Origin of the sequence: Pseudarthrobacter raffinosi (assembly GCF_023913735.1) — a bacterium.
In the GTDB taxonomy this organism is placed as follows: Bacteria; Actinomycetota; Actinomycetes; order Actinomycetales; family Micrococcaceae; genus Arthrobacter; species Arthrobacter raffinosi.
The window spans coordinates 23,302-49,213 of record NZ_JAMXBH010000014.1; the positions used below are offsets into that span (position 1 = coordinate 23,302).

General features: G+C 65.8%; 26 protein-coding genes. 16 read left to right on the forward strand and 10 right to left on the reverse strand.

Translation table 11 applies throughout. The features are described from left to right. Window positions 1–81: 81 nt before the first annotated feature. A complete protein-coding gene (locus tag NG698_RS13980; RefSeq protein WP_308216174.1) occupies window positions 82–813 on the reverse strand; it encodes an SDR family NAD(P)-dependent oxidoreductase in 732 nt (243 codons plus the stop codon). Beyond that, entirely contained in the window at window positions 810–2,216 is a 1,407-nt protein-coding gene (locus NG698_RS13985) for a DUF6421 family protein (protein ID WP_252599936.1), read from the reverse strand. Before NG698_RS13985 ends, NG698_RS13980 begins: the two co-directional genes overlap by 4 nt. A 227-nt stretch (window positions 2,217–2,443) precedes the next feature. Here NG698_RS13985 and NG698_RS13990 point away from each other — a divergent pair, with 227 nt between their 5' ends. The 7 genes from NG698_RS13990 to NG698_RS14020 all read left to right on the forward strand — a co-directional run bounded on the left by NG698_RS13990 (window position 2,444) and on the right by NG698_RS14020 (window position 9,081). Then, the gene (locus NG698_RS13990; protein ID WP_252610554.1) at window positions 2,444–3,673 is read left to right on the forward strand and encodes an MFS transporter; all 1,230 of its coding nucleotides are present in this window, start codon (window positions 2,444–2,446) and stop codon (window positions 3,671–3,673) included. Between the two features lie 4 nt (window positions 3,674–3,677). Continuing rightward, window positions 3,678–4,037, forward strand: coding sequence for an ArsR/SmtB family transcription factor (locus NG698_RS13995; protein WP_252599934.1), 360 nt, complete (start codon window positions 3,678–3,680; stop codon window positions 4,035–4,037). A gap of 201 nt (window positions 4,038–4,238) precedes the next feature. Further along, window positions 4,239–4,553, forward strand: a complete 315-nt coding sequence (locus NG698_RS14000) for a heavy-metal-associated domain-containing protein (protein WP_252599933.1) — start codon at window positions 4,239–4,241, stop codon at window positions 4,551–4,553. A 70-nt stretch (window positions 4,554–4,623) separates the two neighbouring features. Then, window positions 4,624–6,777: a heavy metal translocating P-type ATPase gene (locus NG698_RS14005; protein ID WP_252610555.1), complete on the forward strand. Its 2,154-nt coding sequence runs from the start codon at window positions 4,624–4,626 to the stop codon at window positions 6,775–6,777. Window positions 6,778–6,854: 77 nt separating this feature from the next. After that, window positions 6,855–7,340 carry a hypothetical protein gene (locus NG698_RS14010; RefSeq protein ID WP_252599931.1) on the forward strand — a complete coding sequence of 162 codons (486 nt, stop codon included), beginning with the start codon at window positions 6,855–6,857 and terminating at the stop codon, window positions 7,338–7,340. A 156-nt stretch (window positions 7,341–7,496) separates the two neighbouring features. Next, window positions 7,497–8,117: a DUF305 domain-containing protein gene (locus NG698_RS14015; protein ID WP_252610557.1), complete on the forward strand. Its 621-nt coding sequence runs from the start codon at window positions 7,497–7,499 to the stop codon at window positions 8,115–8,117. A 79-nt stretch (window positions 8,118–8,196) separates the two neighbouring features. Beyond that, complete coding sequence (locus NG698_RS14020; protein ID WP_252599929.1) at window positions 8,197–9,081, forward strand: F510_1955 family glycosylhydrolase; 885 nt, start codon at window positions 8,197–8,199, stop codon at window positions 9,079–9,081. 141 nt (window positions 9,082–9,222) lie between these two features. Here NG698_RS14020 and NG698_RS14025 read toward each other — a convergent pair whose 3' ends face one another. Continuing rightward, window positions 9,223–9,921 (reverse strand): hypothetical protein, encoded by a 699-nt coding sequence (locus NG698_RS14025; RefSeq protein ID WP_252599928.1) that lies wholly within the window; start codon window positions 9,919–9,921, stop codon window positions 9,223–9,225. A 202-nt stretch (window positions 9,922–10,123) separates the two neighbouring features. Here NG698_RS14025 and NG698_RS14030 point away from each other — a divergent pair, with 202 nt between their 5' ends. Together NG698_RS14030 and NG698_RS14035 are read left to right on the forward strand one after the other, a co-directional pair. After that, entirely contained in the window at window positions 10,124–10,765 is a 642-nt protein-coding gene (locus NG698_RS14030; protein ID WP_252610559.1) for an arsenate reductase/protein-tyrosine-phosphatase family protein, read from the forward strand. Window positions 10,766–11,154: 389 nt separating this feature from the next. Further along, the gene (locus tag NG698_RS14035) at window positions 11,155–12,264 is read left to right on the forward strand and encodes an LCP family protein (protein ID WP_252599926.1); all 1,110 of its coding nucleotides are present in this window, start codon (window positions 11,155–11,157) and stop codon (window positions 12,262–12,264) included. Window positions 12,265–12,684: 420 nt separating this feature from the next. On the opposite strand, the gene NG698_RS14040 is transcribed toward NG698_RS14035, so the two are convergent. Continuing rightward, the gene (locus tag NG698_RS14040; protein ID WP_252599925.1) at window positions 12,685–13,104 is read right to left on the reverse strand and encodes a hypothetical protein; all 420 of its coding nucleotides are present in this window, start codon (window positions 13,102–13,104) and stop codon (window positions 12,685–12,687) included. Between the two features lie 400 nt (window positions 13,105–13,504). Between NG698_RS14040 and NG698_RS14045 the strand changes: the two genes are divergently transcribed. Then, complete coding sequence (locus NG698_RS14045; RefSeq protein WP_252599924.1) at window positions 13,505–15,745, forward strand: S9 family peptidase; 2,241 nt, start codon at window positions 13,505–13,507, stop codon at window positions 15,743–15,745. Between the two features lie 45 nt (window positions 15,746–15,790). On the opposite strand, the gene NG698_RS14050 is transcribed toward NG698_RS14045, so the two are convergent. Together NG698_RS14050 and NG698_RS14055 are read right to left on the reverse strand one after the other, a co-directional pair. Continuing rightward, complete coding sequence (locus NG698_RS14050; RefSeq protein WP_252610561.1) at window positions 15,791–16,258, reverse strand: SRPBCC family protein; 468 nt, start codon at window positions 16,256–16,258, stop codon at window positions 15,791–15,793. A gap of 201 nt (window positions 16,259–16,459) precedes the next feature. Beyond that, window positions 16,460–17,017, reverse strand: coding sequence for a GNAT family N-acetyltransferase (locus NG698_RS14055; RefSeq protein ID WP_252599922.1), 558 nt, complete (start codon window positions 17,015–17,017; stop codon window positions 16,460–16,462). Between the two features lie 565 nt (window positions 17,018–17,582). Between NG698_RS14055 and NG698_RS14065 the strand changes: the two genes are divergently transcribed. Then, complete coding sequence (locus tag NG698_RS14065; protein WP_252610563.1) at window positions 17,583–18,455, forward strand: NAD-dependent epimerase/dehydratase family protein; 873 nt, start codon at window positions 17,583–17,585, stop codon at window positions 18,453–18,455. A gap of 15 nt (window positions 18,456–18,470) precedes the next feature. Then, a complete protein-coding gene (locus NG698_RS14070; protein ID WP_252610565.1) occupies window positions 18,471–19,502 on the forward strand; it encodes an aldo/keto reductase in 1,032 nt (343 codons plus the stop codon). 81 nt (window positions 19,503–19,583) lie between these two features. Here the strand turns inward: NG698_RS14070 and NG698_RS14075 are convergent, their stop codons facing one another. The 3 genes from NG698_RS14075 to NG698_RS14085 form a co-directional block, all read right to left on the reverse strand. After that, on the reverse strand, window positions 19,584–20,750 hold the full coding sequence (locus NG698_RS14075; RefSeq protein WP_252610567.1) for an acetate kinase: 1,167 nt from the start codon (window positions 20,748–20,750) through the stop codon (window positions 19,584–19,586). Between the two features lie 101 nt (window positions 20,751–20,851). After that, window positions 20,852–21,157, reverse strand: coding sequence for a winged helix-turn-helix domain-containing protein (locus NG698_RS14080; RefSeq protein ID WP_252610569.1), 306 nt, complete (start codon window positions 21,155–21,157; stop codon window positions 20,852–20,854). Next, window positions 21,154–21,351 (reverse strand): hypothetical protein, encoded by a 198-nt coding sequence (locus NG698_RS14085; protein WP_252610571.1) that lies wholly within the window; start codon window positions 21,349–21,351, stop codon window positions 21,154–21,156. The genes NG698_RS14080 and NG698_RS14085 overlap by 4 nt, the downstream gene beginning before the upstream one ends. A 62-nt stretch (window positions 21,352–21,413) precedes the next feature. On the opposite strand from NG698_RS14085, the gene NG698_RS14090 reads away from it, so the two are divergent. The 3 genes from NG698_RS14090 (at window position 21,414) to NG698_RS14100 (ending at window position 23,073) form a co-directional block, all read left to right on the forward strand. After that, window positions 21,414–22,529 carry a GTP-binding protein gene (locus NG698_RS14090; protein ID WP_252610573.1) on the forward strand — a complete coding sequence of 372 codons (1,116 nt, stop codon included), beginning with the start codon at window positions 21,414–21,416 and terminating at the stop codon, window positions 22,527–22,529. A 67-nt stretch (window positions 22,530–22,596) separates the two neighbouring features. Continuing rightward, entirely contained in the window at window positions 22,597–22,719 is a 123-nt protein-coding gene (gene ykgO, locus NG698_RS14095; protein ID WP_058931424.1) for a type B 50S ribosomal protein L36, read from the forward strand. A gap of 96 nt (window positions 22,720–22,815) precedes the next feature. Continuing rightward, window positions 22,816–23,073, forward strand: coding sequence for a hypothetical protein (locus tag NG698_RS14100; RefSeq protein WP_252599917.1), 258 nt, complete (start codon window positions 22,816–22,818; stop codon window positions 23,071–23,073). Between the two features lie 103 nt (window positions 23,074–23,176). Here the strand turns inward: NG698_RS14100 and pta are convergent, their stop codons facing one another. Next, entirely contained in the window at window positions 23,177–25,255 is a 2,079-nt protein-coding gene (gene pta, locus NG698_RS14105) for a phosphate acetyltransferase (RefSeq protein ID WP_252610574.1), read from the reverse strand. A gap of 165 nt (window positions 25,256–25,420) precedes the next feature. Here pta and NG698_RS14110 point away from each other — a divergent pair, with 165 nt between their 5' ends. Then, on the forward strand, window positions 25,421–25,906 hold the full coding sequence (locus NG698_RS14110; RefSeq protein ID WP_252610576.1) for a hotdog fold thioesterase: 486 nt from the start codon (window positions 25,421–25,423) through the stop codon (window positions 25,904–25,906). Window positions 25,907–25,912: the final 6 nt, after the last annotated feature.

Consider the following 25,912-nt stretch of genomic DNA (forward strand, 5'->3'; position numbering starts at 1 on the left):
GCAGGTCGGCGTGCGGGCGCGCCGGTACTGGCGCTTGGTCGATCTCCCTACCTGCTTGCCGGTCGGGACATAGGTGAAAGATCAGACCAGGGGTAGGCGGGAACCGTTGAGTTCGGCGGCGGACCTGCTGAACAGGGCGGCCGAAGCGGCTCCGAGATCCTTCACATGGGTGAATCCCGGGAATTTCCGGTCGGGCTGGGAAGCCTTCATCTTGTCGTCGACGAGGGCCTTGACCACGAACACGACGGCAGCTGACCGCTGCGGTTGCCGGTGGTTCGTGCTGCCGGATTGTGAGCTGCGGAAGCCGTCGGCCACCGCCAGCGTCCAGGCCTCGGAAGCGGCCTTGATCGCTGCGTAGGCGGCACCACCTGCTGAGGGATTGGCAGCTGCCTGGGCAGACACGATGGCCAGCCGGCCCGCCGGGGACTTTTCAAGGTCGTCGTAGAAGGCGCGGCTGGTGTTTCGCAGTGTCGTCAGGACGCTGGTGTGCAGAAAGTCCCAGTCGGAGTCCTCCTGCCCAGGTATGCCGTCGCCGCCGCGCCAGCCGCCCACCAAGTGGATCAGGCCATCGAGGGGTCCAAGGTCCCGGCGGACCGAGGACGCCAGTTCCCGGACGGCCGCGGGTTCTGCGAGGTTGCAGGTGTAGCCGGTGACGTTGGGCCAGGACTGTGCGAGGTTTTGCACGCGCTCAGTGTCCAGGTCCACGGCGGCGACGCGGAATCCGGCGCCGCTGAGGGCCGATACGACGGCGGTCCCGGCCTCGCTGGTGGAGCCGGCCACCATGACCGTCCTGGGTCCGTCGGGAGCCATCATGCCGCGTCCTTGCGGCTGTTGCCGCCGTTGGGCTCGCCGGTGATTCCGGCCGTGGATTCGATGACGTTTCTCATCTTTTTCTCCAGTGCTTCGTAGAACATTGAAAGTGGGAACTCGTCATCAAGCACCTGGTCGGTCAGGCCCCGAGGAGGGCCGTCAAGGGCCAGCGCCTGGGGCCCCTTGGCCCAGTGGGATGCGGGGTTCGGGGTGACTGTGGCGCTGATGAATTCATAGGCCGCAAGCCAGTGAGCGGTTTTCGGGCGGTCAATTGAACGCCAGTACAGCTCCTCGATCCGCTTCCCGAGTTCGATAACTACTTCTGGCGCTTCCGACCAGTCGATGGACAGTTTCGAGTCCGTCCAATGAAGCACGTTGTGCTGGTGCATCCAGGCGAAAAGGAGCTGACCGCCAAGGCCGTCGTAATTGCGGACCCGGTTTCCTGTCATCGCGAACCGGAAAATCCGGTCGAAGATTACGGCATACTGGACGAGTTTCGCGTGGTTTCGCGCCTCCGGCGGCGCGTTCTCATCCCTCTCGATACGGACGGATTCACGGAATGCCGTCAGATCGCACCGCAGCTCTTCCAGGGTGTAGAGAAAGTACGGCATCCTCTGCTTGATCATGAACGGATCAAACGGCAGATCCCCGCGCATGTGCGTCCTGTCATGGATCAGATCCCACATCACGAAGGTTTCCATGGCCAGCTGAGGGTCTTCAAGCAGCCGCCGCGCTCCGTCGGGGAGAGTGAGGGACGTGATGTCGCTGGCTGCGGCCACCACCCTCCGGAACCGCTCAGCCTCGCGATCCGCGAAAATACCACCCCAGGTGAACTGCGGCGTTTCACGGACGGCTACGCTCTCAGGAAACAACACCGCCGAGTTCGTGTCATAGCCTGGTGTGAAGTCGATGAAGCGAATGGGTACGAAAAGCTGGTTCGAATACTCTGCACCTTCGAGTTCAGCGATGAACTCCGGCCACACTACTTCGAACAGCACGGCCTCCACGAAGCGGTTCGGGCTGCCGTTCTGCGTATACATAGGGAAGACCACCAGATGCGGCAGTCCGTCGATTCGGTGCTGCTGTGGCTGGAATGCGAGCAGAGAATCCAGGAAGTCCGGGACCCCGAACGAGGAGGCAGCCCACCGCTCGAAGTCAACTTCGAGCCGGGCCAGATACTCCGCATCGTGCGGGAACGAAGGGGCCAAATCCCTGATTGAAGCGGTGATCGTGGCGACCTCGTACAGGGCGCGGTCATGGTCCCCCGGATCAGGTATCGAGCCGTCCTTCACCTGGATCTGCTGCAGTTCTCCGGCGGCCCGTTTCAGCTCGGTCCAGGACGAGTTTGAGGCAAGCAGGGTCCCTGTTGAGGAGCGGGATACGTTTTGTGCTTGTGTTGCAGTCATTGCTACGGCGTCCTTCCTTCTCTGTGACCCGCGTAACACTAGTGAACAGAAAGACATCTTTATCTAAAAACAGGGGCACAGTAAGCAAGTCTTAGTCTAGATTCGGGAAATAGAGCTGGTGACCAAGAGTTTCCCGTGCACCCGTTCAAGGTTGGCCCTGTACGGCACTGGGGTTTAGCCGTCTACAATAGGTGCATAGGTACGCACATATTGATTGAGGGATCCTTATGATCGAAGTTCTGGCCGTCCGCGCCTACCGGAAGCTCTTCTCAGCCCAGATTGTTGCGTTGCTGGGGACCGGTTTGCTGACTGTGGCCCTCGGACTGCTGGCGTTCGACCTTGCAGGAGCGCAGGCCGGGGCCGTGCTCGGGACAGCGCTGACCATAAAGATGCTGGCCTACGTCTTCGTCGCGCCAGTCATGGCGGCACTGGTGGAAAAGCTGCCAAAAAAGCCGGTCCTGGTTGCAGCGGACCTGATCCGTGGCGGAATCGCCCTGATGCTGCCCGCGGTGGATCAGGCCTGGCAAATCTATGTGCTGATATTTGTCCTTCAGAGTGCCTCGGCTACGTTCACGCCGGCCTTCCAGTCCCTGATCCCCGTGGTGCTGCCCGATGAACGGCAGTACACGCGGGCCTTGTCACTCTCTCGTCTCGCGTATGACCTGGAATCCCTGGTCAGCCCGGCCCTGGCCGCAGGACTCCTGTCCGTACTTTCCTTCCACGAACTTTTTCTCGGCACCGTGGCGGGCTTTGTGTTCTCTGCGGCATTGGTGGTGACCACCAGACTGCCTGCAGCACCGGCGGCCCGTCAGGAAGGATCACTCTGGCACCGCACCACCCTCGGCGCGAGGATCTTCGCGAGAACGCCGGAACTGCGCGGCCTCCTGGCTTTGAACCTGGCCGTGGCGGCCGCTACATCCCTCGTGCTGGTCAACACGGTGGTCTATACCCGGGACCTGTTCGCAGGATCCAACGCCGACGTCGCCATTGCCCTGGCCTGTTACGGCGCCGGTTCGATGGCCGTCGCGCTCAGCGCACCCTGGGCGCTGGACCGGTTGGCCGACCGTTCGTTGATGATGTCCGGAGCTGCGCTTCTTGGCCTTGGCCTCGCCGGCACGTTTGTCCTGCTGGCGACGGCCGGTCCGTGGCTGATGCTGCTGGGGCTCTGGGCGGCACTCGGCGCCGGGAACTCGATGATCAGCACCCCTTCGGCCCGGTTACTGCGCCGCTCCGCAACGGAAAGCACGCGGGCCTACATCTTCACCGCCCAGTTCTCCCTCTCCCACGCGTGCTTCATCATCACCTACCCGGTAGCCGGCTGGATCGGCGCGTCCGCCGGCCAGCCCGCAGCCGCCGCCGTCCTGGCAGTGGTGGCTATGATCAGTACAGCAGCGGCCGTGAAATTCTGGCCGGCTGCCTCCAGGACCGGCCCAGAACCGGCCAACATGAAAGGGTGATCCGGTGGAAGAGGCCCAAGTCGTCACCACACCGAGCCTTCACCATCCCCGGCTCCCTGATGCCCGCCGACTGGATGCCGCCACGGCCACGTTCCGGATGCTCTCCGATCCCACCCGCCTGCACATTCTCTGGCTCCTGACCCAGGAACCGGCCGACGTCACCACCCTGGTGGAACGCACCGGAGCCTCCCGGACCTCAGTCAGCCAGCATCTGGCCAAGCTCCGCTTCAGCGGCCTCGTCAGCACGCAGAAGGTCAGTCGCAGGGTGGTCTACAGCATCGCGGACGGCCATCTGGCCCGACTTGTCCTGGAAGGCCTGAACCACGCCGACCACACCGTCACCGGGGAACCCAGCCACGGCTGACTGTCCTGGCGGTAAGGCGAGCGCTCGGCCGCCCGCTCCCCCGGTGCTGTGGGCGTCGGCACATTGCAAGATATACCCCATGGGGGTATTCTTTGGGTGTTGCCAGTGAAGTGGTTTGTCCAGGCCCTTGCAATTCCGGCCCTTACAGCCGTTCAACCCCAGCACCTCATCACACCTCTCTTGCAAAAGGACAGAACTGATATGAGTGCATCCCCGGTCCGGACCGAACTGCCCATCGTTGCAGCTGAAACTGCAGGGTGCAGTTGCTGCTCCACCCCTTCAGCGAAGCAGCTGTCACCCCAGGCAGAAGGTACGGAGTACTCCGTCACCGGCCTGACGTGCGGTCACTGTGTCCAGACCGTTGAAAAGGCAGTCACCGCGCTCGACGGCGTGACATCAGCCGCCGTCGAACTCGTCGCCGGCGGGACCTCGCGCCTAAGCGTCTCCGGGCCCCACACGGAAACCTCCGTCCGGGACGCCGTCACCGCCGCCGGGTACAGCCTCAGCAGCAGGTAGTCCACCTCCCGCCCTGATGACAGTCCTGCTGACGCCGTCAGGGAACACTCCCCCCAACAGGAGGGCACCAATGGAAAACCACCACGATCACCACGGCGGGAAAGACCACGCCGGCCACCAGCCCCCGAGCCCCGTACCGGGCCAGGCAACGGCGGTGGCAAGCCCGCCCGTAGATCACGCCGGCCACGCCCACGAGCAGCATGGTGCTCACGACGACGACCACGCGGTCCACAGCCACGGGCAGCACGCCGGGCACAGTACCGCCATGTTCAAGAACAGGTTCTGGCTCACCCTGGTCCTGTCCGTGCCCGTGGTGTACTTCAGCCCGATGGTCGGCCACCTCCTGGGCTATGAGCCCCTGAAATTCCCCGGCTCAACGTGGATCCCGGCCGTGCTGGGAACGGTGATTTTCCTCTACGGAGGCCAGCCGTTCCTCAAAGGCGGACTGCAGGAACTGAAGACCCGGAGCCCGGGGATGATGCTGCTGATCGCCATGGCCATCACCGTCGCGTTTGCCGCGTCCTGGGTCACTAGCCTGGGCATCGGCGGGTTCGACCTGGACTTCTGGTGGGAACTGGCGCTGCTGGTCGCGATCATGCTGCTGGGCCACTGGATCGAAATGCGGGCCCTCGGTTCCGCGCAGGGCGCCCTGGACGCCCTCGCGGCCTTACTTCCGGATGAGGCCGACCGCATCACCGGCTCCGGCACGGAGACCGTGCCCGTGTCCGAACTCCGCGAAGGCGACATTGTCCTGGTCCGCTCCGGTGCCCGCATGCCGGCCGACGGAACCGTCGTCGAAGGCCAGGCCGAGTTCGACGAGTCCATGATCACGGGCGAATCCAAAACCGTGCCCCGCGCTCCAGGAGACAAAGTGGTGGCCGGGACCGTCGCCACGGATAACACCGTCCGGGTCCGCGTGACCGCCGTCGGCGAGAACACCGCGCTGGCCGGCATCCAGCGGCTGGTCGCCGAGGCGCAGGCTTCCTCGTCCAAGGCGCAGGCGCTGGCCGACCGGGCCGCGGGGTTCCTGTTTTACTTCGCCGCCGGCGCGGGCATCATTACCTTCATCGTCTGGACCCTGCTGGGCAGCGTCCCGGAGGCAGTCACCCGCACCGTGACCGTCCTGGTGATCGCCTGCCCCCATGCTCTGGGCCTTGCCATCCCGCTGGTCATCGCCATCTCCACGGAACAGGCCGCCCGCGCCGGGGTGCTGATCAAGAACCGGATGGCCCTGGAACGGATGCGGACCATCGACGTTGTCCTCTTCGATAAGACCGGTACCCTCACCACCGGCGAACCGGACCTGAAGGACATCGCCGCCGTTGCGGGCGGGGATACAGACCGCCTGCTGGCCCTGGCCGCTGCGGTGGAATCCGACAGTGAACACCCCGTAGCACGGGCCATCGTCCGTGCCGCCCGCCATCGGAACCTGACCATCCAGGATGCCACCGGTTTCTCGTCCCTCATCGGCCGGGGCGTCCGTGCCACCGTGGACGGGCGGACAGTTCACGTCGGCGGACCCGCGCTCCTGCGCGAGCTCGGCGCCGTCGAGCCTGAACCGCTGGCCCGCTCCACCCGGACGTGGATGGACCGCGGCGCCGCCGTGCTGCACGTGATCGACGGGAACAGTGTCCTGGGAGCCGTCAGCCTCGAAGACGCCGTCCGCCCGGAATCCCGGCAGGCAGTGGCGGCTCTGCAGAACCGGGGCATCAAGGTTGCCATGATCACCGGTGACGCCCGGCAGGTGGCCCTGGCCGTCGCCGAAGAGCTGCACATTGACGAAGTCTTCGCCGAAGTCCTCCCGGCGGACAAGGACAAAAAGGTCGCCGAGCTCCAGGGCCGCGGGCTGAAAGTGGCGATGGTGGGCGACGGCGTCAACGACTCCCCGGCCCTGGCCAGGGCTGAAGTCGGCATCGCGATCGGCGCCGGCACGGACGTGGCGATGGAATCGGCCGGCGTGGTGCTGGCCGGCAATGACCCCCGCGCGGTGCTGTCCATGGTGGACCTGTCGCGGGCCAGCTACCGGAAGATGTGGCAGAACCTGATCTGGGCCACCGGCTACAACGTCTTGTCCGTCCCGTTGGCCGCGGGCGTGCTGGCCTTCGCCGGGGTGGTGCTGTCCCCCGCGGCCGGCGCTGTGCTGATGTCAGTGTCCACCATCGTGGTGGCGTTGAACGCCCAGCTGCTGCGCCGCGTGAAACTGAATCCCGCGCAGGTACGTTGAACCAGCGAACCACCCGGCAAAGGTCAACCCGGTACGGTTAAACCAAAAGGCCCGCCCACACGAGCAGGAGGAACGCCATGGCAGCAACAGCACCCGGCCCCTTCATGGCGCTCCTCCGGCGTGCAGGGCTGCTGACCGGGCTGCTCGCTGTCATCGCCGGGATTTTCGGGATGCACATTATGTCCGGCGCCCACACCATGCCCACGGCGGCCTCTGCCGGCACGGACATGACCCTGACGCAGATCCAAGGCTCCCATGCTGTACATGGGGGCCACCCGGCAGCCCAGTCCTCCACTGCCGACGCTCTGGTGGCACCGCTGGATCCGGCGGCACCGGTGTCCGGGACGGCGTCGCCCTGCACGTCTCCCGGCAGCTGCCCGGCGATGGCCGCCGGGGACGCTGCCTGCGTCCTGTCCCCGGCGAACACTTCCCTGTCGGCACCGCTGCCCGGCAGCACGCCGTTCCCGGCCTTCAACGTCACCGGTGCCGCCGTGGCCACTACCACCTATGCCTATCTACCGGGCAGTCCTTCCCCCGGCGACCTCTGCATCAGCCGGACGTAAAACTGCCCTGCGCCGCGTCCTGTCCGGCGCACCCTGCGCAACCACTGACGCTGCCCAGCCACCCCGCATACGCCGGGGCCGGCCAACCCGGCCCCACCACCGCACGCATCCGCAACGGCGCCTGACGCCGGCTGACTTCGAAGGACCCTGATTTTGATGAAAAAGACCCTGACCATTTCCGCCCTCACCATCGCTACGGCGATTGCCCTGGCCGGCTGCTCCACCGGTTCCGCCGGTTCCGACGGAGGCAGCGTGCCGGGCATGAACCACGGCAGCTCCGGAATGTCCTCCAGCTCTGTCCCGGCAGCTGCCGACTTCAACGCAGCCGACGCCGTGTTCGCCCAGACGATGATCCCGCACCACGCCCAGGCCGTGGAAATGTCGGACCTGATGCTGAAGAAGGAAGGCATCCCGGCGACGGTGAGCGCCCTGGCCACCAGAATCAAAGCCGCCCAGGGGCCCGAAATCGAGAAAATGACGAGCTGGCTTAAGAGCTGGAACCAGTCCACGGAAGTGCCGTCTGCGATGGCTGGCGGGCACAGCATGTCCGGCATGATGGGCGAGGAGGACATGACCGCCCTCGGTGCGGCCCAGGGCACCGAGGCGTCCAGGCTGTTCCTGACCCAGATGATCGCCCACCACGAAGGCGCTGTCATGATGGCCAAGACCGAAAGCGCCGAAGGAAAGAACCCCGAAGCGGTCCAGCTGGCCAAAGACATCGTGACGGCCCAGGAAACCGAAATCCAGGAAATGAAGGACCTGCTGGCCACCCTGTAGCCAGCACCCCAGGCACCGGCCCGGCCACGGGCCGGTGCCTGACCACCCATACTTTTCGTTCCGCCACCTGGAGAATCCCATGCCCGCGCGCACATTCAACCGTTACCGTCCCGCTTCGGCCGCCGCCGCGGCGACCGCATTTCTGCTCACTGTTGCCGCCTGCACACCCGCTTCGTCGCCGGCCGCGAGCACCGCTGCCCCGACCAACTCCGCGTCCGGCCTGCCCAGCAGCCACATACACGGCCTCACCGTGAACCGCGAAACGGACCAGGTTCTCCTGGCCACCCACGATGGTCTCTACGACGTCACCGCACATCCCGCCACCAAAATCGGCAGCACCAACGACCTGATGGGCTTCACCGCAGGCCCTGGCCAAGGCCTGTTTTACGCCTCGGGCCACCCTGGGCCGGGCTCAGACCTGCCTAACCCACTGGGCCTGATCCAATCCACCGACGGCGGCAAGACCTGGGAGCAGCTCTCCCGCCAAGGCGAATCGGACTTCCACGCACTCACCTCGGCCAAGTCCGGCATCGTGGCCTTTGACGGGACCCTGCGCACGAGCCCTGACGGGAAGACCTGGTCCGTTCAGGCCGCCGGCTTCAGCCCGGCGGCCCTGGCCGCGGACCCATTCAGTGACACGGTCCTGGCGACCACCCGCGACGGGGTGCAGCGCTCCACCGACGGCGGCAAGACCTGGGCCCTCACCCCGGCCGCCCCGGTGATCCAGTTCGTGACCTTCGCCAGCCCCACCGAAGCCATAGGCGTGGAACCGGACGGTTCCGTACATTATTCGGCTGACGGCGGGGCCACCTGGTCCCGGACGGGGCGGATCGAAGGGGAGGTCCAGGCGATAGCGGCGGTGGAGGGTTCAGGCGCGAACCCTTGGGTCTGGGCCGCCACCTCTGCCGGACTGGTCGTATCCACGGACGGCGGGGCCACCTTCCGCGCCTCGGACGCCGTCTGACCCGGTCACGGGAAGGCAGCAGGAAGGGCCTGTCCGCGGAGTGCGGGCAGGCCCTTCCTCTTGCCGTTCATTGCCATCTTCAAGCCCAGCACGGCACTGGGGTAAGCCTTGCTGGGGCCCGAAGAGCGGGGAAATGCGCGCTTAGCGCAGGACGCCGCAGGCGGCGGGGTCAGTGGCCTCTGCCGGGAGGTTCGGGTCAAGCTCACTGGCACCTTCAGGATCGCTGAAGTTGTAGGTTCCGTTGGCGTCGTAATCCACTCCGTGAATCACCAGGACGCCCTCGCCTTCGCGGACGGAGTCAGCGATCTGCTTGGCGGTACCGAGCCCGCCGGCACCGGGGTAGCCGGTCCCGGCTACATCAGTAAATTCGATGTTGTCCCGGCTGTAGTCATAGCTGCCGTCCTGGGAGACGGGGAACCGGGAAACGTCCAGGAAACTGGCGGGGGTGGTGTCACCGGTGGTGTTGAGCGAGACCACAACCGGGCCGTAGGCCGGAACACCCTCGACAGTATTCAGCCGTCCGTCACCGTTGCTGTCCAGCGCCAGCGTGGGGCACTCGTTCAGGGCCTGGTTGCCGTAATGGATGTGCTGGGCGTGCGGGGCATCGGGCGTCAACCCGGTGGCGTGGACCTCGATGTGCTGGATCTTCTGGTTGCGGACAACAGCAGTGGCTGTGCCCGCAGCCCCGGAGCCGTTAAGCTCCGTGAGGGTGGCTCTCAGCGTGACTGTTTTCTCCGCGGACTTTGGGCTCTGGGCCATTACCGGCATGGCACCCAGCGACGCAGCCGCCAGCAGTGCCACACCGGCACCACCAAAAACCAACTTTGTATTCCGTTTCACGATTCACTCCTTGGTCAGCGCCAACAGGGGAATCCCTGTAGTCAAGTGTGATTCGTACCACCATGCCTACAAGGATGGGTCTTCGCTCGAAATATCACGACGGCGGCATCCGGGTGCTGGGGGCGTCGGCACCCGCACGTGTTAAGTTGAAAGGTACGACGGGCCGCACCGGTCCGGCGCATCGGCTGGAAAGAGAAGTTCCGTGGAATCCCCCTCATCTGCCCCCGCACCCGTGAGGATCCTGACGGTCTGCACCGGCAACATCTGCCGTTCTCCCGTGGCCGAACGGCTGTTGCAGGCCGGGCTGGACCAGGTGATGCCGGGCGGATTTGAGGTCACCAGCGCCGGAACCCGGGCCATGGTGGGCGATCCGATGCAGCCGCTGTCCGGCGACGTCGTGCGCACCTTCGGCGGGAACCCGGACGGTTTCGTCTCGCGGCAGCTGACCAGCAAGATCCTGCGCGGCGTGGACCTGGTCCTCACCATGACCTCGGGCCACCGCGGCGAAGTGCTCCAGCTGGACGCCTCCCTGCTCAAGCGCACCTTCACCATCCGCGAGTTTGCCCGCATGCTCGACGTCCTGGACGAGCGTGCGGACAGTGCCGCAAACGTTCCGGTAGCGGACGACGGCGGTAGTCCCCTCAGTGCCAACACCGCCTTCTGGCGGGGGCTGCCCGCGCGCGCTGCGTCCGTCCGGCACCTGTCACTGCCCGCGGATTCTTCCGAAAACGACATCATCGACCCCTACCGGCGCAGCCCCGAGATCTACCACCAGATGGAGGACGAACTGGCCCCGGCCATTGTTTCCATTCTGCGGCACGCGCGCCTGAACACTCCCGCCTAAACGCTCCCGGGCAAGCCGGCGTTAGCGAGGGGCAGGCGCCGCCTCAGGAGTAACCCCTGCAACCAAGGGGAAGAGCACACCTGCCAGAAACAGCAGGCTGGCCAGGAATGGGATGAAAGAGCAGCCCCTGGACCGTATTCAGCCGCTTGCCCATTCGCTTGTAACGCTCGTACTGCTTCTCCCAGGCCGCCCGGCTGGTGACAAGCAGAACCGGCTTCGTATTTTCCATCAGATCCCCCACAGATATCCCGTTCCTGACCAAGAGCCTAGTCCGCCCCGCACTGCGGGGCTTTCCACTGAACCCGGCGAGCCGCCGTCGTACGTTACAGCATGGAAACGACACGCTCCGCGTTGTAGCCGTAACCGGGTCCGAGGGCGGACACTAAGTCATGGCGAGCACCCCAAGCGGTCCTGATCCGATCGGCCCCGGCAATTCCGGCCCCGAGCCTGCTGCGCCTGCCGCACTGAAACGGCGCCGAATGATCGCGGCGGCGCTGTCGCTGCTACTGGTTGCGGTCGTCGCCGTGTCCGCCCTGCTGTTCACCAAGCCTGCCGCGGAAGTTGCGGCCCCGGTGCCCACCATCACTGACACCGCCACCCCCACTCCTTCGGAGACGACACCGCCACCGCCCCCGGCACCGGCCCCTCCCCCGCCGCCCGAACCCATCGCGGAACTCCCCGCCACGCCCATGAACATCCTGGTGATCGGCAGCGACAGCCGCGCGAACGCCCGGGAGCAGGCAGCCCACACCGCAGCCACGGGCGAATCGCAGGACCACCGCGCCGACACGCTCATGCTGGTTCATGTCCCGGCCGACCGCCGCAGTGTGCACGTGGTCTCCCTCATGCGCGACCTGTACGTAAGCATCCCCGACTACGGCTTCTCCAAGATCAACGACAGCCTGCAAGTGGGCGGCATACCGCTCGCGACCCGCACGGTGGAGTCCCTGATGGGGACCCACATCGACCACACCCTCATGCTGGACTTCCACGGTTTCAAGACGCTCACCGACGGGCTGGGCGGAATTGACGTGAACGTCACCGTGCCGTTCCAGTCCACTCACGAAACGCAGCACGTTTTCACACCGGGGGTGAACCACCTCGACGGCCAGGCGGCACTGGAATTCGTCCGCGAGCGCTACGCCTTCGTCGACGGCGACTTCCAGCGGGTCAGGAACCAGCAGACGTTCCTCCGCGCCATCCTCGCCCGGCTCACCAGCGACGGCGCCCTGCACGACGTGACCGCGGTGCGGGCCCTGGTGAATTTCGCATCCGGCTACCTCACGGTGGACCAGGGCTTTGATCCTGTGGGCGTCGCGATCCTGGCCTACGGCATGCGCGGCATCGACCCCAACGCCGTGGTGAGCCTGACCCTGCCGACTGCCGGGGTGGGCACAGCACCAGGAGGGGCGTCGGTCGTATTCCCGGACTACGGCGGGATCGCCCAGGTGGCGGCTGCCATGCGCGAAGGCCGGCTGCCCGAGTACGCGGGCGGGTAGTACGCCGGGCAACACGGTCCGGGTACTGGCGGGCACCAAGTGAAACGGCCCTTGGCTGTGCCAGGGGCCGTTTCATCGGTGACTTAACTCCGGGTGGGATCCGGGCGCAGCGGTGCGGGCCCCGGATCCGGGACGGGCAGCGGTCCGGGAGGTTCCGGCGTCGGGCTGGGCCTGTCCGGTCCCGGGTGGCCGGGATGGGTGGGCCCCGGATTGAAGGGGTCCGGGCCTGGTTCCGGCGGGAACGGCTCTGGTTCGTGCACTGGCGGGATGGTCATGGAACTTCCCCTCTCACGCTGGGCGGGTACGCCTTTGCGTGATCAGGATACGCCTGCCCCGCCATCAACGCTCTCTCACATCCTGCAGAAATTTCCCGAACCCTCTCTCACTCCGGCTGTGAGTGCGTTCTAGTCCGACCTGCTTCTAGGCCGGACGGCGCAGTCGGACCGGGCGGGAAACCGGCGCCTTGGCTGCTTGGTCGGCTTCCTGCATCCGCGGGACGGCAAACGTCACCACCAGGCGCGCGTCGGCGTCGTTGTCGGTGGACCTGATGGTCAGGCTCCTAGTGCCGGGCGGCACGGACGGGGTGAAGACCTGCAGGTTCCGGGAGCCCACGCTGGCGGAGTCCCGGAATGTGTATTGCGTGCCCCAATGGTCTTCGATGGCAATTTCCGGGATGGCTCTCCCGGCAGCGGACTCCACGTGGATGTTGACCACAAGGCAACTGCTCCAGACTTCGACGGAGAGCACCGTGAACTCGGCGCCCCGTGCCAGGTGCAAGCCGTACGTGGGCGGCAGGAGCATCTTCCGGAGGGTGCCTTTCGGTATTAGGTTTCGCATCATCGCCCCCAATATTACTAAGAGTGCTTACAATTAGCCCGCGATTATGACGCCCTGTCAAGGTCCCTGCTCCGCGTTCTGCGGCAACCCGCACCAGCATGGCCAGGGACGCATAAAAGTGGCCCCCGGCCAGGCCGGGGACCACCGTATCGGAAGGGTCGCCCGCAGACTGCCGATGCGCTATCTGGCGCTGTGGCGTGCCGAAACGGCTAACCGCCCTAAGAGGCAGATGAAAAAGAACGCGTCCGGATCCTCCCGGTAATGCCGTTCTAGCACCCGGTGAAGGGCGATTCAAGGGGTTCCGGCCGGTAACTTAGCGGCCCGTCCGGCCCGGCTGCAGGAGGGCGCTACCCCGGTAGCGAACGGCGGCCATTTTGTCCGCCCGGCTCTATATATTGAAGGCATGACCCAGACTCCGCTGCAGGATTCCGCCACTTCGTCCGCCGCCTCCTCCCCCGCGCCCCCAGTGGCCAAGAAGGTCCCGCACGAGCGGACGCACCACGGCGACACTTTCGTGGACAACTACGAGTGGCTGCGCGAGAAGGAATCTGCCGAAGTGGTTGAGCACCTGAAGGCCGAGAACGCCTACCAGGAGGCCATCACCGCCCACCAGGAGCCGTTGCGCGAGGCCATCTTCCAGGAAATCAAGGGCCGCACGCAGGAGACAGACCTGTCTGTCCCAAACCGCAAGGATGGCTGGTGGTACTTCAGCCGCTCGGTTGAGGGCAAGGAGTACGGCATCCAGTGCCGCGTCCGCGCCCAGGACACCGGCAACCCCGTTGCCGACTGGACTCCCCCCGCAGTGGAGGCCGGCGTCGAAATCCCCGGCGAGGAAGTGCTGCTGGACGGCAACATCGAGGCCGAAGGCAAGCCGTTCTTCTCGGTGGGCGGATCGGCCGTCACGGTGGACGGGAACCTCTACGCCTACGCCGTGGACAACGCCGGCGACGAACGTTTCACCCTCCACATCAAGGACCTCCGCACCGGGGAACTCCTCCCGGACGTCATCGAGAACATCTTCTACGGCGTCAGCTTCTCTCCCGACGGCACGCGCATTTTCTACACCGTGGTGGACGATTCGTGGCGCCCGTACCAGGTCAAGTCCCACGTCCTGGGCACGCCGGTCTCCGACGATGAGGTGATTTATCAGGAGGACGACGTCGCCATGTGGTTGGGCTTTGAGCTCTCCTCTGACAGGCGCCACCTCGTGCTGGGCATCGGCTGCTCCGAGTACAGCGAGACCCGCCTGCTGCGTTTCGATGACCCGACGGCGGCCCTCACCACCGTGATTTCGCGGGACGAGCGCGTACTCTACGAGGCTGAGCCGTTCCTGCTCACCGGTCCTGACGGCGAAAAATCAGAACGCATTCTGCTCACCCACAACCGCGGTGCCATCAACTCCATGGTCTCCCTGGTGGACCCCGCCGAGCTCGCCAAGCCGTTGGCCGAGCAGCACTGGAGTACCGTCGTCGAGCATTCCGACGACGTCCGCGTCAACGGTGCCGGCGTCACCTCCACGCATCTGATTGTGTCAGTCCGCAAAGACACCATCGAACGCGTCCAGGTGATGGGACTGGCCGGCCTCGGTACGCCCGCTCAGGAAGCTCCGGTGGAACCGGCGTTCGACGAGGAGCTGTACACGGCCGGCGTCGGCGGTTCGGACTACGAGGCACCGGTCATCCGGCTGGGCTACACGTCGTACTTCACGCCGTCGCGCGTCTACGATTTTGTGCTGCCCACCCCGGCGCAGCCCGCCGGCGAACTGCTGCTCCGCAAGGAAAGCCCGGTGCTGGGTGGCTACGACGGCAGCGACTACGTGGCCACCCGCGAATGGGCCGACGCCGCGGACGGCACGCGGGTCCCCCTTTCTGTTCTGCGGCACAGGAGCGTCAAACAGGATTCGACGGCGGCGGGCCTGGTCTACGGGTACGGCTCCTACGAGCTGAGCATGGACCCCGGTTTCGGCATCGCGCGGCTGTCGCTGTTGGACCGCGGCGTGGTGTTTGTGATCGCGCACATCCGTGGTGGCGGCGAGCTGGGCCGGCACTGGTATGAGGACGGCAAGAAGCTCGCCAAGAAGAACACCTTCACCGACTTTGTGGACGCCACCGACTGGCTGGCCAAGTCCGGGTGGGTGGATCCGTCCCGGGTTGCGGCGCTGGGCGGCTCGGCAGGCGGGCTGCTGATGGGCGCGGTGGCCAACCTGGCACCGGAAAAGTACGCCGCGGTGGTGGCGCAGGTGCCGTTCGTGGATGCCCTCACCACCATCCTGGACCCGGAGCTTCCGCTGTCCGCCCTGGAGTGGGAGGAATGGGGAAACCCCATCACGGACCCCGCGGTGTACGCCTACATGAAGTCTTATTCGCCGTACGAGAATGTGCATTCAGTTGCGTACCCCAAGGTGGCTGCGGTGACGTCCTTCAACGACACCCGCGTCCTGTACGTGGAGCCGGCCAAATGGGTCCAGGAGCTGCGGAACAAGACCACCGGCGCGGAGCCGGTGGTGATGAAGATCGAAATGGACGGCGGCCACGGCGGCGCGTCCGGGCGCTATGTCCAATGGCGCGAGCGGGCGTGGGACTACGCGTTCATCGCCGACTCCCTCGGCGCCAAGGACCTTCTGCCCGGGGCCGGCCTCAAATAACCCCATCGGACCCCTGGATTTCGACCGGGCGCCAACCACCCGCCGTCAGGCGTCGCTGCTCCCCAGCTCCGGATGCTCAGTCAGCAGTTCCGCCAACGTCTCGAGGTTGGCGCGGACCGTCCTGGCCTGGGCTTGTTCCACGAACCGGTCGGCCAGTTTGCCGAACACCCCGCCCAGGCCAGACGCCGCATCGATCCGGAAGTTCAGGCGGGTCCCGTCACCTTCAGGTTCCAAGACATTGGTGACAGTGAATTCCAGCTTTCCTTCCACCGAGCGGGACACAAAGCGAGTTGGAGGCTGGAATTCGATGACCTCCGTTGTCCAGTCGAATTTCCTGCCCACCACCTTGCTTGCGCCCTTAACCCGGGTTCCGACTGCAACGGGCTCGGTCCCGACCGTTTCGGCATGGACGGCCGAGGAGTCCCAGACGGGGATGTTTTCGCCCTTTGACAGGAAATTGAAGACTTCCTGTGGAGGGCGGGCAATGTAGACAGTTTCTTCCACGGTGGGCATCGGATTCTCCTTGGACACGCCTGTTGCCAGCCCGGCTTGGCCGGCAGCTAGGCACAGGAAAAGTCTGTCCCCGGCGCCTGAGGCCGTCAATGGCCTGAGATAACCCATCGATTGCTCCGTAACCGCCGTTTTCAGGGGTCAAAAGGGCCGTTACGGAGCAACCGGTCAGATCTCGACAGGCTCGATCACCGCGTGCGTCGATCACCGGCGCCGCGCGCGCCATTCGTCCTCGAGGATCGCGTACATCAGCTCAGTGGCCCACTGGCCCTTGTAATGCCACTTGTCCACCAGCCGGGCCTCCAACCGCATGCCCAGCCGTTCGCATAGAGCGGCGGAGGCGGTGTTCAGGGCGTCGAGCTTTCCCTCGATCCGGTGCATCCCCAGTTCCTCGAACCCCAGCTTCAGCACCGCATCCGCGGCCTCGGCCCCGTAGCCCTTGCCCCGCGCGGCCGGCGCCAGGCTCCATCCGACTTCGCCCTGCCCGCTGCCCGGCAGCCACTTCAGCACAACCTCGCCGAGGAGTCCCGGGCCGTCCACGGCCTCGAGGGCCAGGCATATCCAGTCACCCTCCTTCTCGAAGACGAAGTTGGCGTACTTGCCCACGGACTCCATACACTTGGTGTAGCTCTTGGCCTCCCCCGGCAGGAAGCGGGCCGTCTCGGGCAGCGAATGGTAGGCATGGAAGGCATCCAGGTCCGCACCTTCGAACCGGCGCAGGATCAAACGCTCGGTGCGGATGGGCAAAGTGATCTCAGGCATGGAATGAGGCTACGCCATGCCCCATCGGTTGCTCCGTAACCGCCGTTTTCAGCGCCCACAAGGGCCGCTAGGGAGCAATCGATGAAACGACGACGACTGTCACTCCGACGGGGATTCTGCACTCTTCGCGTCGCAGCGCGGGAACCTGCCGGGCGCCGCTGGTGGAAGCTATGCCCGCCTGATCTGGCGTCAGCCTTGACCGCATTGCCTTCAGGAAATTTCCAAACTCCCCGCTCTGACCCATGTCGTCCATTCTCCGTCGTCGCGCCGCTGCTTTCTATAACGAAGGTAGGTCTGGCAGTCCTAGGAAAAGCAGGGCGGGGCAACCCTGCTGACAGGTATCCACAAAGTGCGTAGCGTCGTGCCCATACCCCTCACGAAAGCCGTTTCCGGGCTGGGATCGTTCGGCTAGTTGCCGTCTACACCAGGCCGCATGGGCCATCGAACCCCAGCCGCCGACCCTGACCGGGAGTCGAGCGGGGTTGTCCCGTTGTGCTGGGACTTAGCGCTTTGGCGGCGGGCCAGATCGGTCCCGCCGAGTAACACCATCTGAAGGAGCATACCCATGAGAATTGCAGTGACCGGCGGAAGCGGAAAACTCGGACGGCACGTGGTCCGCAGGCTGACCGACGACGGCCACCAGGTGTTGAACCTGGACCGGGCCGGGGAAAGGAGCCCCGGGCTGGCCATCGTGGACCTGCGCAACTATGGCCAGGTCCTTGACGTGTTCCTGGGTCTCGACGACCGGCATGACGGCTTCGACGCAATCGTCCATCTGGGAGCCATTCCCGCACCGGGCATGAGTCCGGATGCCGCCACCTTCGAGAACAATATGCTCTCGACCTACAACGTCTTCCAGGCGGCGCGCCGGGCCGGCATCAAGAAGGTGGTTTACGCCTCCAGTGAGACGGTGCTGGGACTGCCGTTCGACGTCGACCCTCCCTACATCCCGGTGGATGAGGAATACCCGGCCCGGCCGGAGAGCACGTACTCACTCGTGAAGCACCTCGAGGAGCAGATGGCGATCCAGCTGACGCGCTGGGATCCGGAGCTGAGCATTGCGGGCCTGCGGTTCTCCAACGTCATGGATCCTGAGGACTACGAACGGTTCCCGTCGTTCGATTCGGACGCCTGTGCGCGGAAGTGGAACCTCTGGGGCTACATCGACGGGCGCGACGGCGCGCAGGCTGTGGCGCGTGCGCTGGAAAACGGCCAGCCCGGGTTCCAGGCTTTCATCATCGCGAACGCGGACACTGTCATGACGCGTTCCAGCGCCAGCCTCGCCGCGGAGGTGTTCCCCAACGTCACCGTGACCAAGGAACTGGGCGAACACGAGACCATGCTGTCGATCGACAAAGCCCGGCGCCTGTTGGGATTCGAGCCTGAACACACGTGGCGGACCTACCACTCCAACAAGACCACCCCCACCGAAAACTGACCCCCGAGGAGCACCATGCAATACCGAACCCTGGGCCACAGCGGCGCCGTGGTTTCCGCTTATGCGCTGGGAACCATGACCTTCGGTGCCGAAGCCACCGAAGACGCATCCCATGCCATCCTGGACAGCTACTTCGACGCCGGCGGCAACTTCATCGACACCGCGGACGTTTACAGCGCCGGAGCCTCGGAAGAGATCATCGGCCGCTGGCTGGCCCAGCGGCCGGAAGCCAAGGACCGCGTGGTGCTCGCCACCAAGGGCCGCTTTCCGATGGGAACGGCCCCAAACGACGTCGGCACCTCCCGCCGCCGCCTGACCCGAGCGTTGGACAGTTCCCTCCGCCGACTGGGCGTGGAACAGATCGACCTTTACCAGCTGCACGCGTGGGACCCCATCACTCCGCTGGAGGAGACGCTCCGGTTTCTGGACGACGCCGTCAGCAGCGGCAAGATCGCCTACTACGGTTTCTCCAATTTCCTCGGCTGGCAGCTGACCAAGGCGGTCCACGTTGCCCGGGCGAACGGCTGGAACCCTCCGGTGACCCTGCAGCCCCAGTACAGCCTGTTGGTACGCGAGATCGAAGCGGAGATCGTCCCGGCAGCCATGGACGCCGGGATCGGCCTGCTGCCGTGGTCCCCGTTGGGCGGCGGCTGGCTATCGGGCAAGTACAAACGGGACCAGCCTCCTTCAGGTGCCACGCGGCTTGGCGAGAACCCCGAACGCGGCATGGAGGCCTGGAAGGCTCGCAATGACAATCCCCGCACCTGGGCCGTTATCGCGGCCGTAGAAGACATCGCCGCTGCCCACGACGTGAGCCACTCCCAGGTGGCGCTGGCATGGCTGGCCGACCGGCCGGCGGTCACGTCCGTGATCCTGGGTGCCCGGACCACGGAGCAGCTCGTGGACAACCTTGCCGCGGCAGACCTGCAGCTCACCCCGGACGAAACCGACCAGCTAACGCAGGCCAGTCAGCCTCAAATCGGGGTCTATCCGTACGGTCCGATGGCCCAGGAGCAGCGCAGCCGCAAGATCGAAGGGGGACGGTAGCGCCGGGCATCCGGCAAGACCTCGAAGCCGTTTCACCGTCGATTGCTCCGTAACCGCCGTTTTCAGGGCCCAAAAGGGCCGTTACGGAGCAACCGATGAGAGGACGACGGCTGCAGTTGCCTCCGCGATGGCCAGTTCCTCGTCGGTGGGCACCACCAACACCGGGATGACGGACGCCGCCGTGGAAATCACCCGCGGTTCCTTGGACCGCTCACTGTTCAGGCCGGCGTCGAGCTCTATGCCCAGCGCATGCAGCCTGTCAGTCACCAGCGCGCGGAACTGGTGGGAGTTTTCGCCGATCCCCGCCGTGAACACGAGCGCCTTGGCGCCGCCGACGGCCACATGATATCCGCCGATGTACTTGGCCAGCCGGTAGGACGTGACCGCGAGCGCCATCGTAGCCTTGGCGTCGCCGGCCTCTGACGCCTCCACCACCGAGCGCATGTCGTTGTTCCCGGCGAGCCCCTTCAGCCCCGATTCGCGGTTGAGCATGGCGTCGATGTCCTCCGGCGTCCACCCGAACCGGCCGAGAAAGACCAGGATGGACGGATCGAGGTCGCCTGAGCGGGTGCCCATCACCAGGCCCTCCAGCGGGGTGAAGCCCATGGACGTGTCCACCGAATGACCGCGGCGGATGGCCGTGACGGAGGCGCCGTTCCCCAGGTGGGCGATCACGCCGTCGAACTCGTCCACGGGCACGTCCAGCAGCGCGGCGGCCCGGTGCGTGACGTACTCGTGCGACGTGCCGTGGAAGCCGTAGCGGCGGATGCCGTGGTTCGTGTAGAGCTCGTCCGGAACGGCGTAGCGCCAGGCGTGCTCGGGCAGGGTGCGGTGGAAAGCGGTGTCGAACACGGCCACCTGCGGCAGGTCCGGCCACTTCCTGCTGATGGCGCGGATGCCCAGGACGTTGGCGGGGTTGTGCAGCGGCGCCAGCGGATTGAGGCGCTCGATGGCACGGGTGATCTCGTTGTCGATCAGCACGGGCTCGGCGAACCGCTCGCCGCCGTGCACCACGCGGTGGCCCACCGCAGCAAGTTCAAGATCGCCAAGTTCCGCATGGATCGCGGCATCTACCTGTTCCAGCGCCTCCGCATGGTCCCGGGGGCCCTCGATTTCGCCGTCGCCATCACCGCCGTTGCCCATGCCGATCTTCTCGATCAGCCCTTCGGTCAGCACAATGCCGGCGGCCACGTCCCGGACCTGGTACTTGAGCGAGGACGAACCGGAATTGATAACGAGCACAAGCATAGGGCCTCCTGAAGCCTCGGTGCCGCGGGGTACAGCTGACGAGGGGTGTGCCGGAGCCTGGCGCAGCGCTCCATGCGAGACCCACTCTATAAGTTGCCGCGTCAGCCGCCGGCGATATCCCGCAGGGTCTGCAGGTGCCCGTCCCAGGCTTTCCGCCCTGCAGCGGTCACGCTCGCCGAAGTCCGCGGCATCTTTCCCGCGAAGCCCTTCCGGATCTTTGCGTACCCGGCCTTTTCCAGCACCGCCAGCTGCTTGCTGAGCACGGAATCGCTGACCTGGATGGCGTCCCGCAGGTCCTTGAAGTCCAGCGACTCCGCGCCTGCCAGCGCCGCCATGACGGAGAAACGGACCGGCTGGTGGATAAGGTCGTCGAGCCGGTGGCGGGGATGCTCCGCTGCGGTGCTCATGCGCGCAGTTCGCGGAAGGCTGCGGCCAGGCCAACGCCGGCAAGCACGACGGCGGCGCTCACGTAGAACCAGATGTTTCCGTCGCGGAAGAGGCTGACTCCGACCCCCAGCGCGACGCCGTAAAGAGTGAAGTAGGCGATCAGTGAGGTCAGGAACCGCCGGGTGTACCCGGCTTTTGTGGACGTCTGGAACATCGGCCAAATGCTCGCTGTTGGCGAACTTGTTTTTGCGAATCATTCTCATTAGAGTGATCGGCATGCATATCACTGTGATCAGCTCCCTGGACGCCCTGTGCCGCCAGCAAGCCTGCCAAGACGCGGCCGCGGCCAATCCCGGCGCCGTGGTGGTTCTGCACGACCTGTTGGAGAACGGCGTGGTCATCCGCAGGATCTCCAGCCAGTCCGGGCTTGTGGAGCGCGCCGAGACGCAGCTGGAACACGGCTGCCTGAGCTGCACCGTGCGGCTGGACCTCGTGCCCACCATCGAGCGGCTGCTGGAACGCGGGGAGACCCAGGCCATCATCGGGCTCCCTCCGGCCGTGTCCGCGGAGGCCGCGATCGGAGCCCTGCGGCGTGGCCTTTCCCTCCCGGTAACGATTGATTCCGCTGTCCTTGCCTGCGCCCCTGACACGCTGGAGGACCACATTTGGGACCATCACACCCTGTTTGAGTCCGGGTTCACGCCGGTCCCGGAGGACCAGCGCACTGCTGGTGAATTCCTCATCGGCGAGCTGTCGTTCAATGACACCGTCCTGCTGGCGGAGGTGGACCTGTTTCCGGCCGACCCCGCCTTGCGTGTTCGCGGCGTGCAACTGGTCAGGGAACTGGCCCCTCACGCTGACGTGGCGGAAAACGCCCGCCTCATCCGCCCAGGCCGCCACAACTACCACGACGCGCTGAGCCGGACGGTCCCCGGTTCGGTGCGGATCCCGGCGTCGTCCTCCATCTCACCGTTCACCACTGTCACGCACCGGGCCCAGCGTCCGCTGCACCCTGAGCGGTTCCGGCACGCCCTGGCGTCCCTCGCGGAGGGCTGCTGCTGGTTGCGGGGCCGCCTGTGGATCGCCGCCGCACCGCAGTGCCGGATCGCCATCCAGGGCATCGGGCCGCGTGTGTGGCTCGAAAATACCGGACCGTGGTTGGCAGACCAGGAGGCCGGTGCGGCGCCCGATCCCCTCAACCATGTGGACGCCCACCTGGACTGGCATCCGGAACACGGGGACCGCGGAAGCGTGCTGGCCGCGACCGGAGAGGACATGGACCCGGCGGAAATTGCGCAGCTGCTCTCCGCCTGCGAACTCACCGACGCGGAAATGGAGGCCGGGTTCGCCGGTCTGACCGACCCGTTCCAGCTCGACCCCGCTCCGTCCTGACGGCCCCGGCCGCACACTGCACCTACCCGCAACCGTCAAAACCGCTATTAATACAAGGAGCAAGCCCATGAAAGTCAGAAATTCCCTCCGCGCCCTGAAGAAGGTTCCCGGCGCCCAGATCGTCCGACGCCGGGGCCGCACCTTTGTGATCAACAAGAAGAATCCTCGGATGAAGGCCCGTCAGGGCTGAGGCTGCAGACCGGCTCACCCCGCGCCTGCCGTTGCGTCAGCCGCGGCAGGCGCCTAGAGTCGGCGGACACGTTGCACTACGCAGAGAGGGACTTTCATGCCGAACGACACCACTCAGCCCGACAACACCGAGCCCGGGACCGCAGAACCCGCCCCCGGCACCAAGGACCCTACCGGCGTCGAGGGTTCCAACCCGGCCCTGGACGATACCGGAAGCCCCAAAGCCGAAGAGGTGGGCGAGGCCGCTGAGCCGCCCGAAGATCTGCAAAACCTGGACCTCACGCCCCTAGGACTCTCCGATGAGCCGGCCAAGGAGGAAGACCCGGACAGCATGGCCAAGCCGGAAAACAGCTAAGCCAGCGAGCCGGTATGGGCGACGGCGGCACCCAACCCGGTGCCGCCGTCGGACGTTTGAGCCTGTAAAGCTCCTAACCTCAACGCGGGGTCACTCGCCGTTACTACGAGGCCGGCACCTGCGCCTGGATGGCCGTGATGGCCACCGTGTTCACGATGTCCTCCACGGTGCAGCCGCGCGAGAGGTCGTTGACCGGCTTGCGCAGGCCCTGCAGGACGGGCCCGACGGCGACCGCGCCCGAGCTCTGCTGCACCGCCTTGTACGTGTTGTTGCCGGTGTTCAGGTCGGGGAAGATGAACACCGTCGCCTGCCCTGCCACCGACGAGCCCGGCATTTTGGAGGCCGCGATGGAGGCGTCCACGGCGGCGTCGTACTGGATGGGGCCTTCGACGGCGAGATCCGGGCGGCGTTCACGCACCAGTTCGGTGGCCTGCCGGACTTCGTCCACGGCCTCGCCGGAACCCGAGCCGCCGGTGGAGTAGGACAGCATGGCCACGCGCGGCTCCACCCCGAACTGCGCGGCGGTTTCGGCCGAGGCGAGGGCGATGTCCGCGAGCTGCTCCACGTTGGGATCGGGGTTCACGGCGCAGTCGCCATAGACCAGCACCCGGTCCGGCATAAGCATCAGGAACACCGAGGACACGATCTTCACGCCGTCGCGCGTTTTGACGAACTCGAGCGCCGGGCGGATGGTGTGCGCGGTGGTGTGCGCGGCGCCGGACACCATGCCGTCCACCACTCCGAGCTGGACCATCATGGTGCCGAAGTAGCTGCCGTCCTGCATGATTTCCAGGGCCTTGGGCAGGTCCACGCCCTTGTGGGCGCGAAGTTCGGCGTACTTCTCCGCGAACCCCTGCCGCAGTTCCGAGGTGGCCGGGTCCACGATGTTGATCCCGGCGAGGTCGACGCCGTTGGCCGCTGCCAGCTCCCGGACCTGCGAATCCGGTCCCAGCAGGGTGAGATCGCAAACGTCGCGGCGGTGCAGGATTTCGGCGGCCAGCAGGATCCGGACGTCCGTTCCCTCCGGCAGCACCACGTGGCGGCGCTGACCCCTGGCCCGTTCGATCAGGTCGTGCAGGAAGCGCAGCGGGGTCATCCGTTCCGGGCGCGGCAGGTGGAGGCGCTCCACCAGTTCGGCCTCGTCCACGCGCTTTGACCACAGGCCCAGGGCCGAGGCCACCTTGCGGCGGTGCCCGGACCAGATCTCGCTGCGGACCTCGGAGACCCGCTTGGCCGTGGTGTAGGTGTCCTGGCTGGCGGCAAACACCGGGAACGGCGCTTGCGCCAGGAGCGGGTAGATGTTGGCGTCCGGGGCCAGCCCACCGGTCAGGATCAGCGCCGACGGCACGGGGAATTCCGGCGAGAACGACGACGCCAGGCAGGCCACCATCACGTCCGCGCGGTCGCCGGGAACGATCACCAGGGCACCCTCGTCCAGCACGTTCAGGAAGTTGCCCACATTCATGGCCGCCACCTTGATGTCACGGACGTCGCGTTCCATGTCCGCAAGGCCGGCGATCTGCCGCACACCCAGCGCCGCAGCAACCTCGCCGGTGGTGGGCCGGGCGATCTCCTCCAGCTCCGGCAGGACATACACCGGCCGGTTGGATGCGCCGGGCTTCACGGCGGCCGCGATCTCCTCCACTAAGTCCGGGTCCGCGCGGTTCACCATGATGGCCAGCAGCGTGCACTTTTCCGCCACCAGTTCCTTGCGGGCAACCTCGACGGCGGCCGCGGCCTCGGCGACGCTGAGCCCCTTTGCGCCCACCACGGCAACCACCGGCGCGGCCAGGTTGTTGGCCAGCCGGGCGTTGAGGTCAAATTCGACGGCGGCGTCCTGGCCGGTGAGGTCCGTCCCCTCCACGATCACCACGTCGCAATGCCTGGCGATCTCGGCGAAGATCTCCACGCAGCGCGCATCGATGTCGGCGCGTTTTCCCTCTGCCAGGAGGGCACGCACTTCGGTGGACGTCAGGCCGCCACGGCAACGGTCGTCGTCGAGCGCGAAGCGTGATTTCATCAGCGCCACCATGGGGTCGCTGGCGGCATCAGGGCCGTGGACCACCGGTTTAAAGAAGCCGATCCGGTCCGCGTGCCGGTGGAGCGTGTCCGCCAGGCCCAGGGCCACGAGCGATTTGCCCGACCCCGGGGTGGTCGCGCTGACGTAGATGCCTTTGGCCATGGTCCGCCCTTTGCTGTGCGTGGTGCCGGTCCCTCCATCCTTGCACTTCCGTGCCGGGGGTCCCACCGATCAGGGGTACCCACAGACCGGTCTGCCCTTGACACCGGACCCGCATCTGGGATTACCTAATGAACATTCGGTAAATAAAGCTGGAGGCAATGACGCATGGCTGAAGCAGCACTCTCCGGGGCCACCCACCCCATCCTGGAAAACGACTACGCCTCCGAATGGATGGGCATCGAAGTCCTCGCCGTCAGCGACGGGCACGCCACCATCCGCATGACGCTCCGGCAGGAAATGCTCAACGGGTTCGGTATGGCCCACGGCGGAATGATCTTCGCCTTCGCCGATTCCGCGTTCGCCCTTGCCTGCAATCCGGTCAATCCCACCCCCGAAGAGGCCGACAGCATCACAGTTGCCGCCGGCGTCGACATCAATTTCCTGAAGCCCGCCTACCGCGGCCAGGTGATCACCGCCGTCGCGGACCGCCGATCCAGCTCAGGGCGCAGCGGGCTGTACGACATCCAGATTTTCGCGGCCGATGCCGATACGCAGCCCGGTGCGCAGGCCGATTCGTTACCCAGCTCCGGCAACCCTGGGGAACTCATCGCCGAGTTCCGCGGACGCAGCCGCACCATTCCCAAGAAGTAGGAAACC

What these genes read in the sequence shown, in the direction of transcription:
- NG698_RS14055 (WP_252599922.1), bottom strand. Translation starts at nt 17,017, where the DNA reads ATGCCTGAGATCACTTTGCCCATCCGCACCGAGCGTTTGATCCTGCGC.
- NG698_RS14020 (WP_252599929.1), top strand. Translation starts at nt 8,197, where the DNA reads ATGCCCGCGCGCACATTCAACCGTTACCGTCCCGCTTCGGCCGCCGCC.
- NG698_RS13990 (WP_252610554.1), top strand. Translation starts at nt 2,444, where the DNA reads ATGATCGAAGTTCTGGCCGTCCGCGCCTACCGGAAGCTCTTCTCAGCC.
- NG698_RS14065 (WP_252610563.1), top strand. Translation starts at nt 17,583, where the DNA reads ATGAGAATTGCAGTGACCGGCGGAAGCGGAAAACTCGGACGGCACGTG.
- NG698_RS14085 (WP_252610571.1), bottom strand. Translation starts at nt 21,351, where the DNA reads ATGTTCCAGACGTCCACAAAAGCCGGGTACACCCGGCGGTTCCTGACC.
- NG698_RS14015 (WP_252610557.1), top strand. Translation starts at nt 7,497, where the DNA reads ATGAAAAAGACCCTGACCATTTCCGCCCTCACCATCGCTACGGCGATT.
- NG698_RS14005 (WP_252610555.1), top strand. Translation starts at nt 4,624, where the DNA reads ATGGAAAACCACCACGATCACCACGGCGGGAAAGACCACGCCGGCCAC.
- NG698_RS14075 (WP_252610567.1), bottom strand. Translation starts at nt 20,750, where the DNA reads ATGCTTGTGCTCGTTATCAATTCCGGTTCGTCCTCGCTCAAGTACCAG.
- NG698_RS14010 (WP_252599931.1), top strand. Translation starts at nt 6,855, where the DNA reads ATGGCAGCAACAGCACCCGGCCCCTTCATGGCGCTCCTCCGGCGTGCA.
- NG698_RS14080 (WP_252610569.1), bottom strand. Translation starts at nt 21,157, where the DNA reads ATGAGCACCGCAGCGGAGCATCCCCGCCACCGGCTCGACGACCTTATC.
- NG698_RS14090 (WP_252610573.1), top strand. Translation starts at nt 21,414, where the DNA reads ATGCATATCACTGTGATCAGCTCCCTGGACGCCCTGTGCCGCCAGCAA.
- NG698_RS14050 (WP_252610561.1), bottom strand. Translation starts at nt 16,258, where the DNA reads ATGCCCACCGTGGAAGAAACTGTCTACATTGCCCGCCCTCCACAGGAA.
- NG698_RS14070 (WP_252610565.1), top strand. Translation starts at nt 18,471, where the DNA reads ATGCAATACCGAACCCTGGGCCACAGCGGCGCCGTGGTTTCCGCTTAT.
- NG698_RS14110 (WP_252610576.1), top strand. Translation starts at nt 25,421, where the DNA reads ATGGCTGAAGCAGCACTCTCCGGGGCCACCCACCCCATCCTGGAAAAC.
- NG698_RS14045 (WP_252599924.1), top strand. Translation starts at nt 13,505, where the DNA reads ATGACCCAGACTCCGCTGCAGGATTCCGCCACTTCGTCCGCCGCCTCC.
- NG698_RS14040 (WP_252599925.1), bottom strand. Translation starts at nt 13,104, where the DNA reads ATGATGCGAAACCTAATACCGAAAGGCACCCTCCGGAAGATGCTCCTG.
- NG698_RS13980 (WP_308216174.1), bottom strand. Translation starts at nt 813, where the DNA reads ATGATGGCTCCCGACGGACCCAGGACGGTCATGGTGGCCGGCTCCACC.
- NG698_RS13985 (WP_252599936.1), bottom strand. Translation starts at nt 2,216, where the DNA reads ATGACTGCAACACAAGCACAAAACGTATCCCGCTCCTCAACAGGGACC.
- ykgO (WP_058931424.1), top strand. Translation starts at nt 22,597, where the DNA reads ATGAAAGTCAGAAATTCCCTCCGCGCCCTGAAGAAGGTTCCCGGCGCC.
- pta (WP_252610574.1), bottom strand. Translation starts at nt 25,255, where the DNA reads ATGGCCAAAGGCATCTACGTCAGCGCGACCACCCCGGGGTCGGGCAAA.
- NG698_RS14035 (WP_252599926.1), top strand. Translation starts at nt 11,155, where the DNA reads ATGGCGAGCACCCCAAGCGGTCCTGATCCGATCGGCCCCGGCAATTCC.
- NG698_RS14000 (WP_252599933.1), top strand. Translation starts at nt 4,239, where the DNA reads ATGAGTGCATCCCCGGTCCGGACCGAACTGCCCATCGTTGCAGCTGAA.
- NG698_RS14100 (WP_252599917.1), top strand. Translation starts at nt 22,816, where the DNA reads ATGCCGAACGACACCACTCAGCCCGACAACACCGAGCCCGGGACCGCA.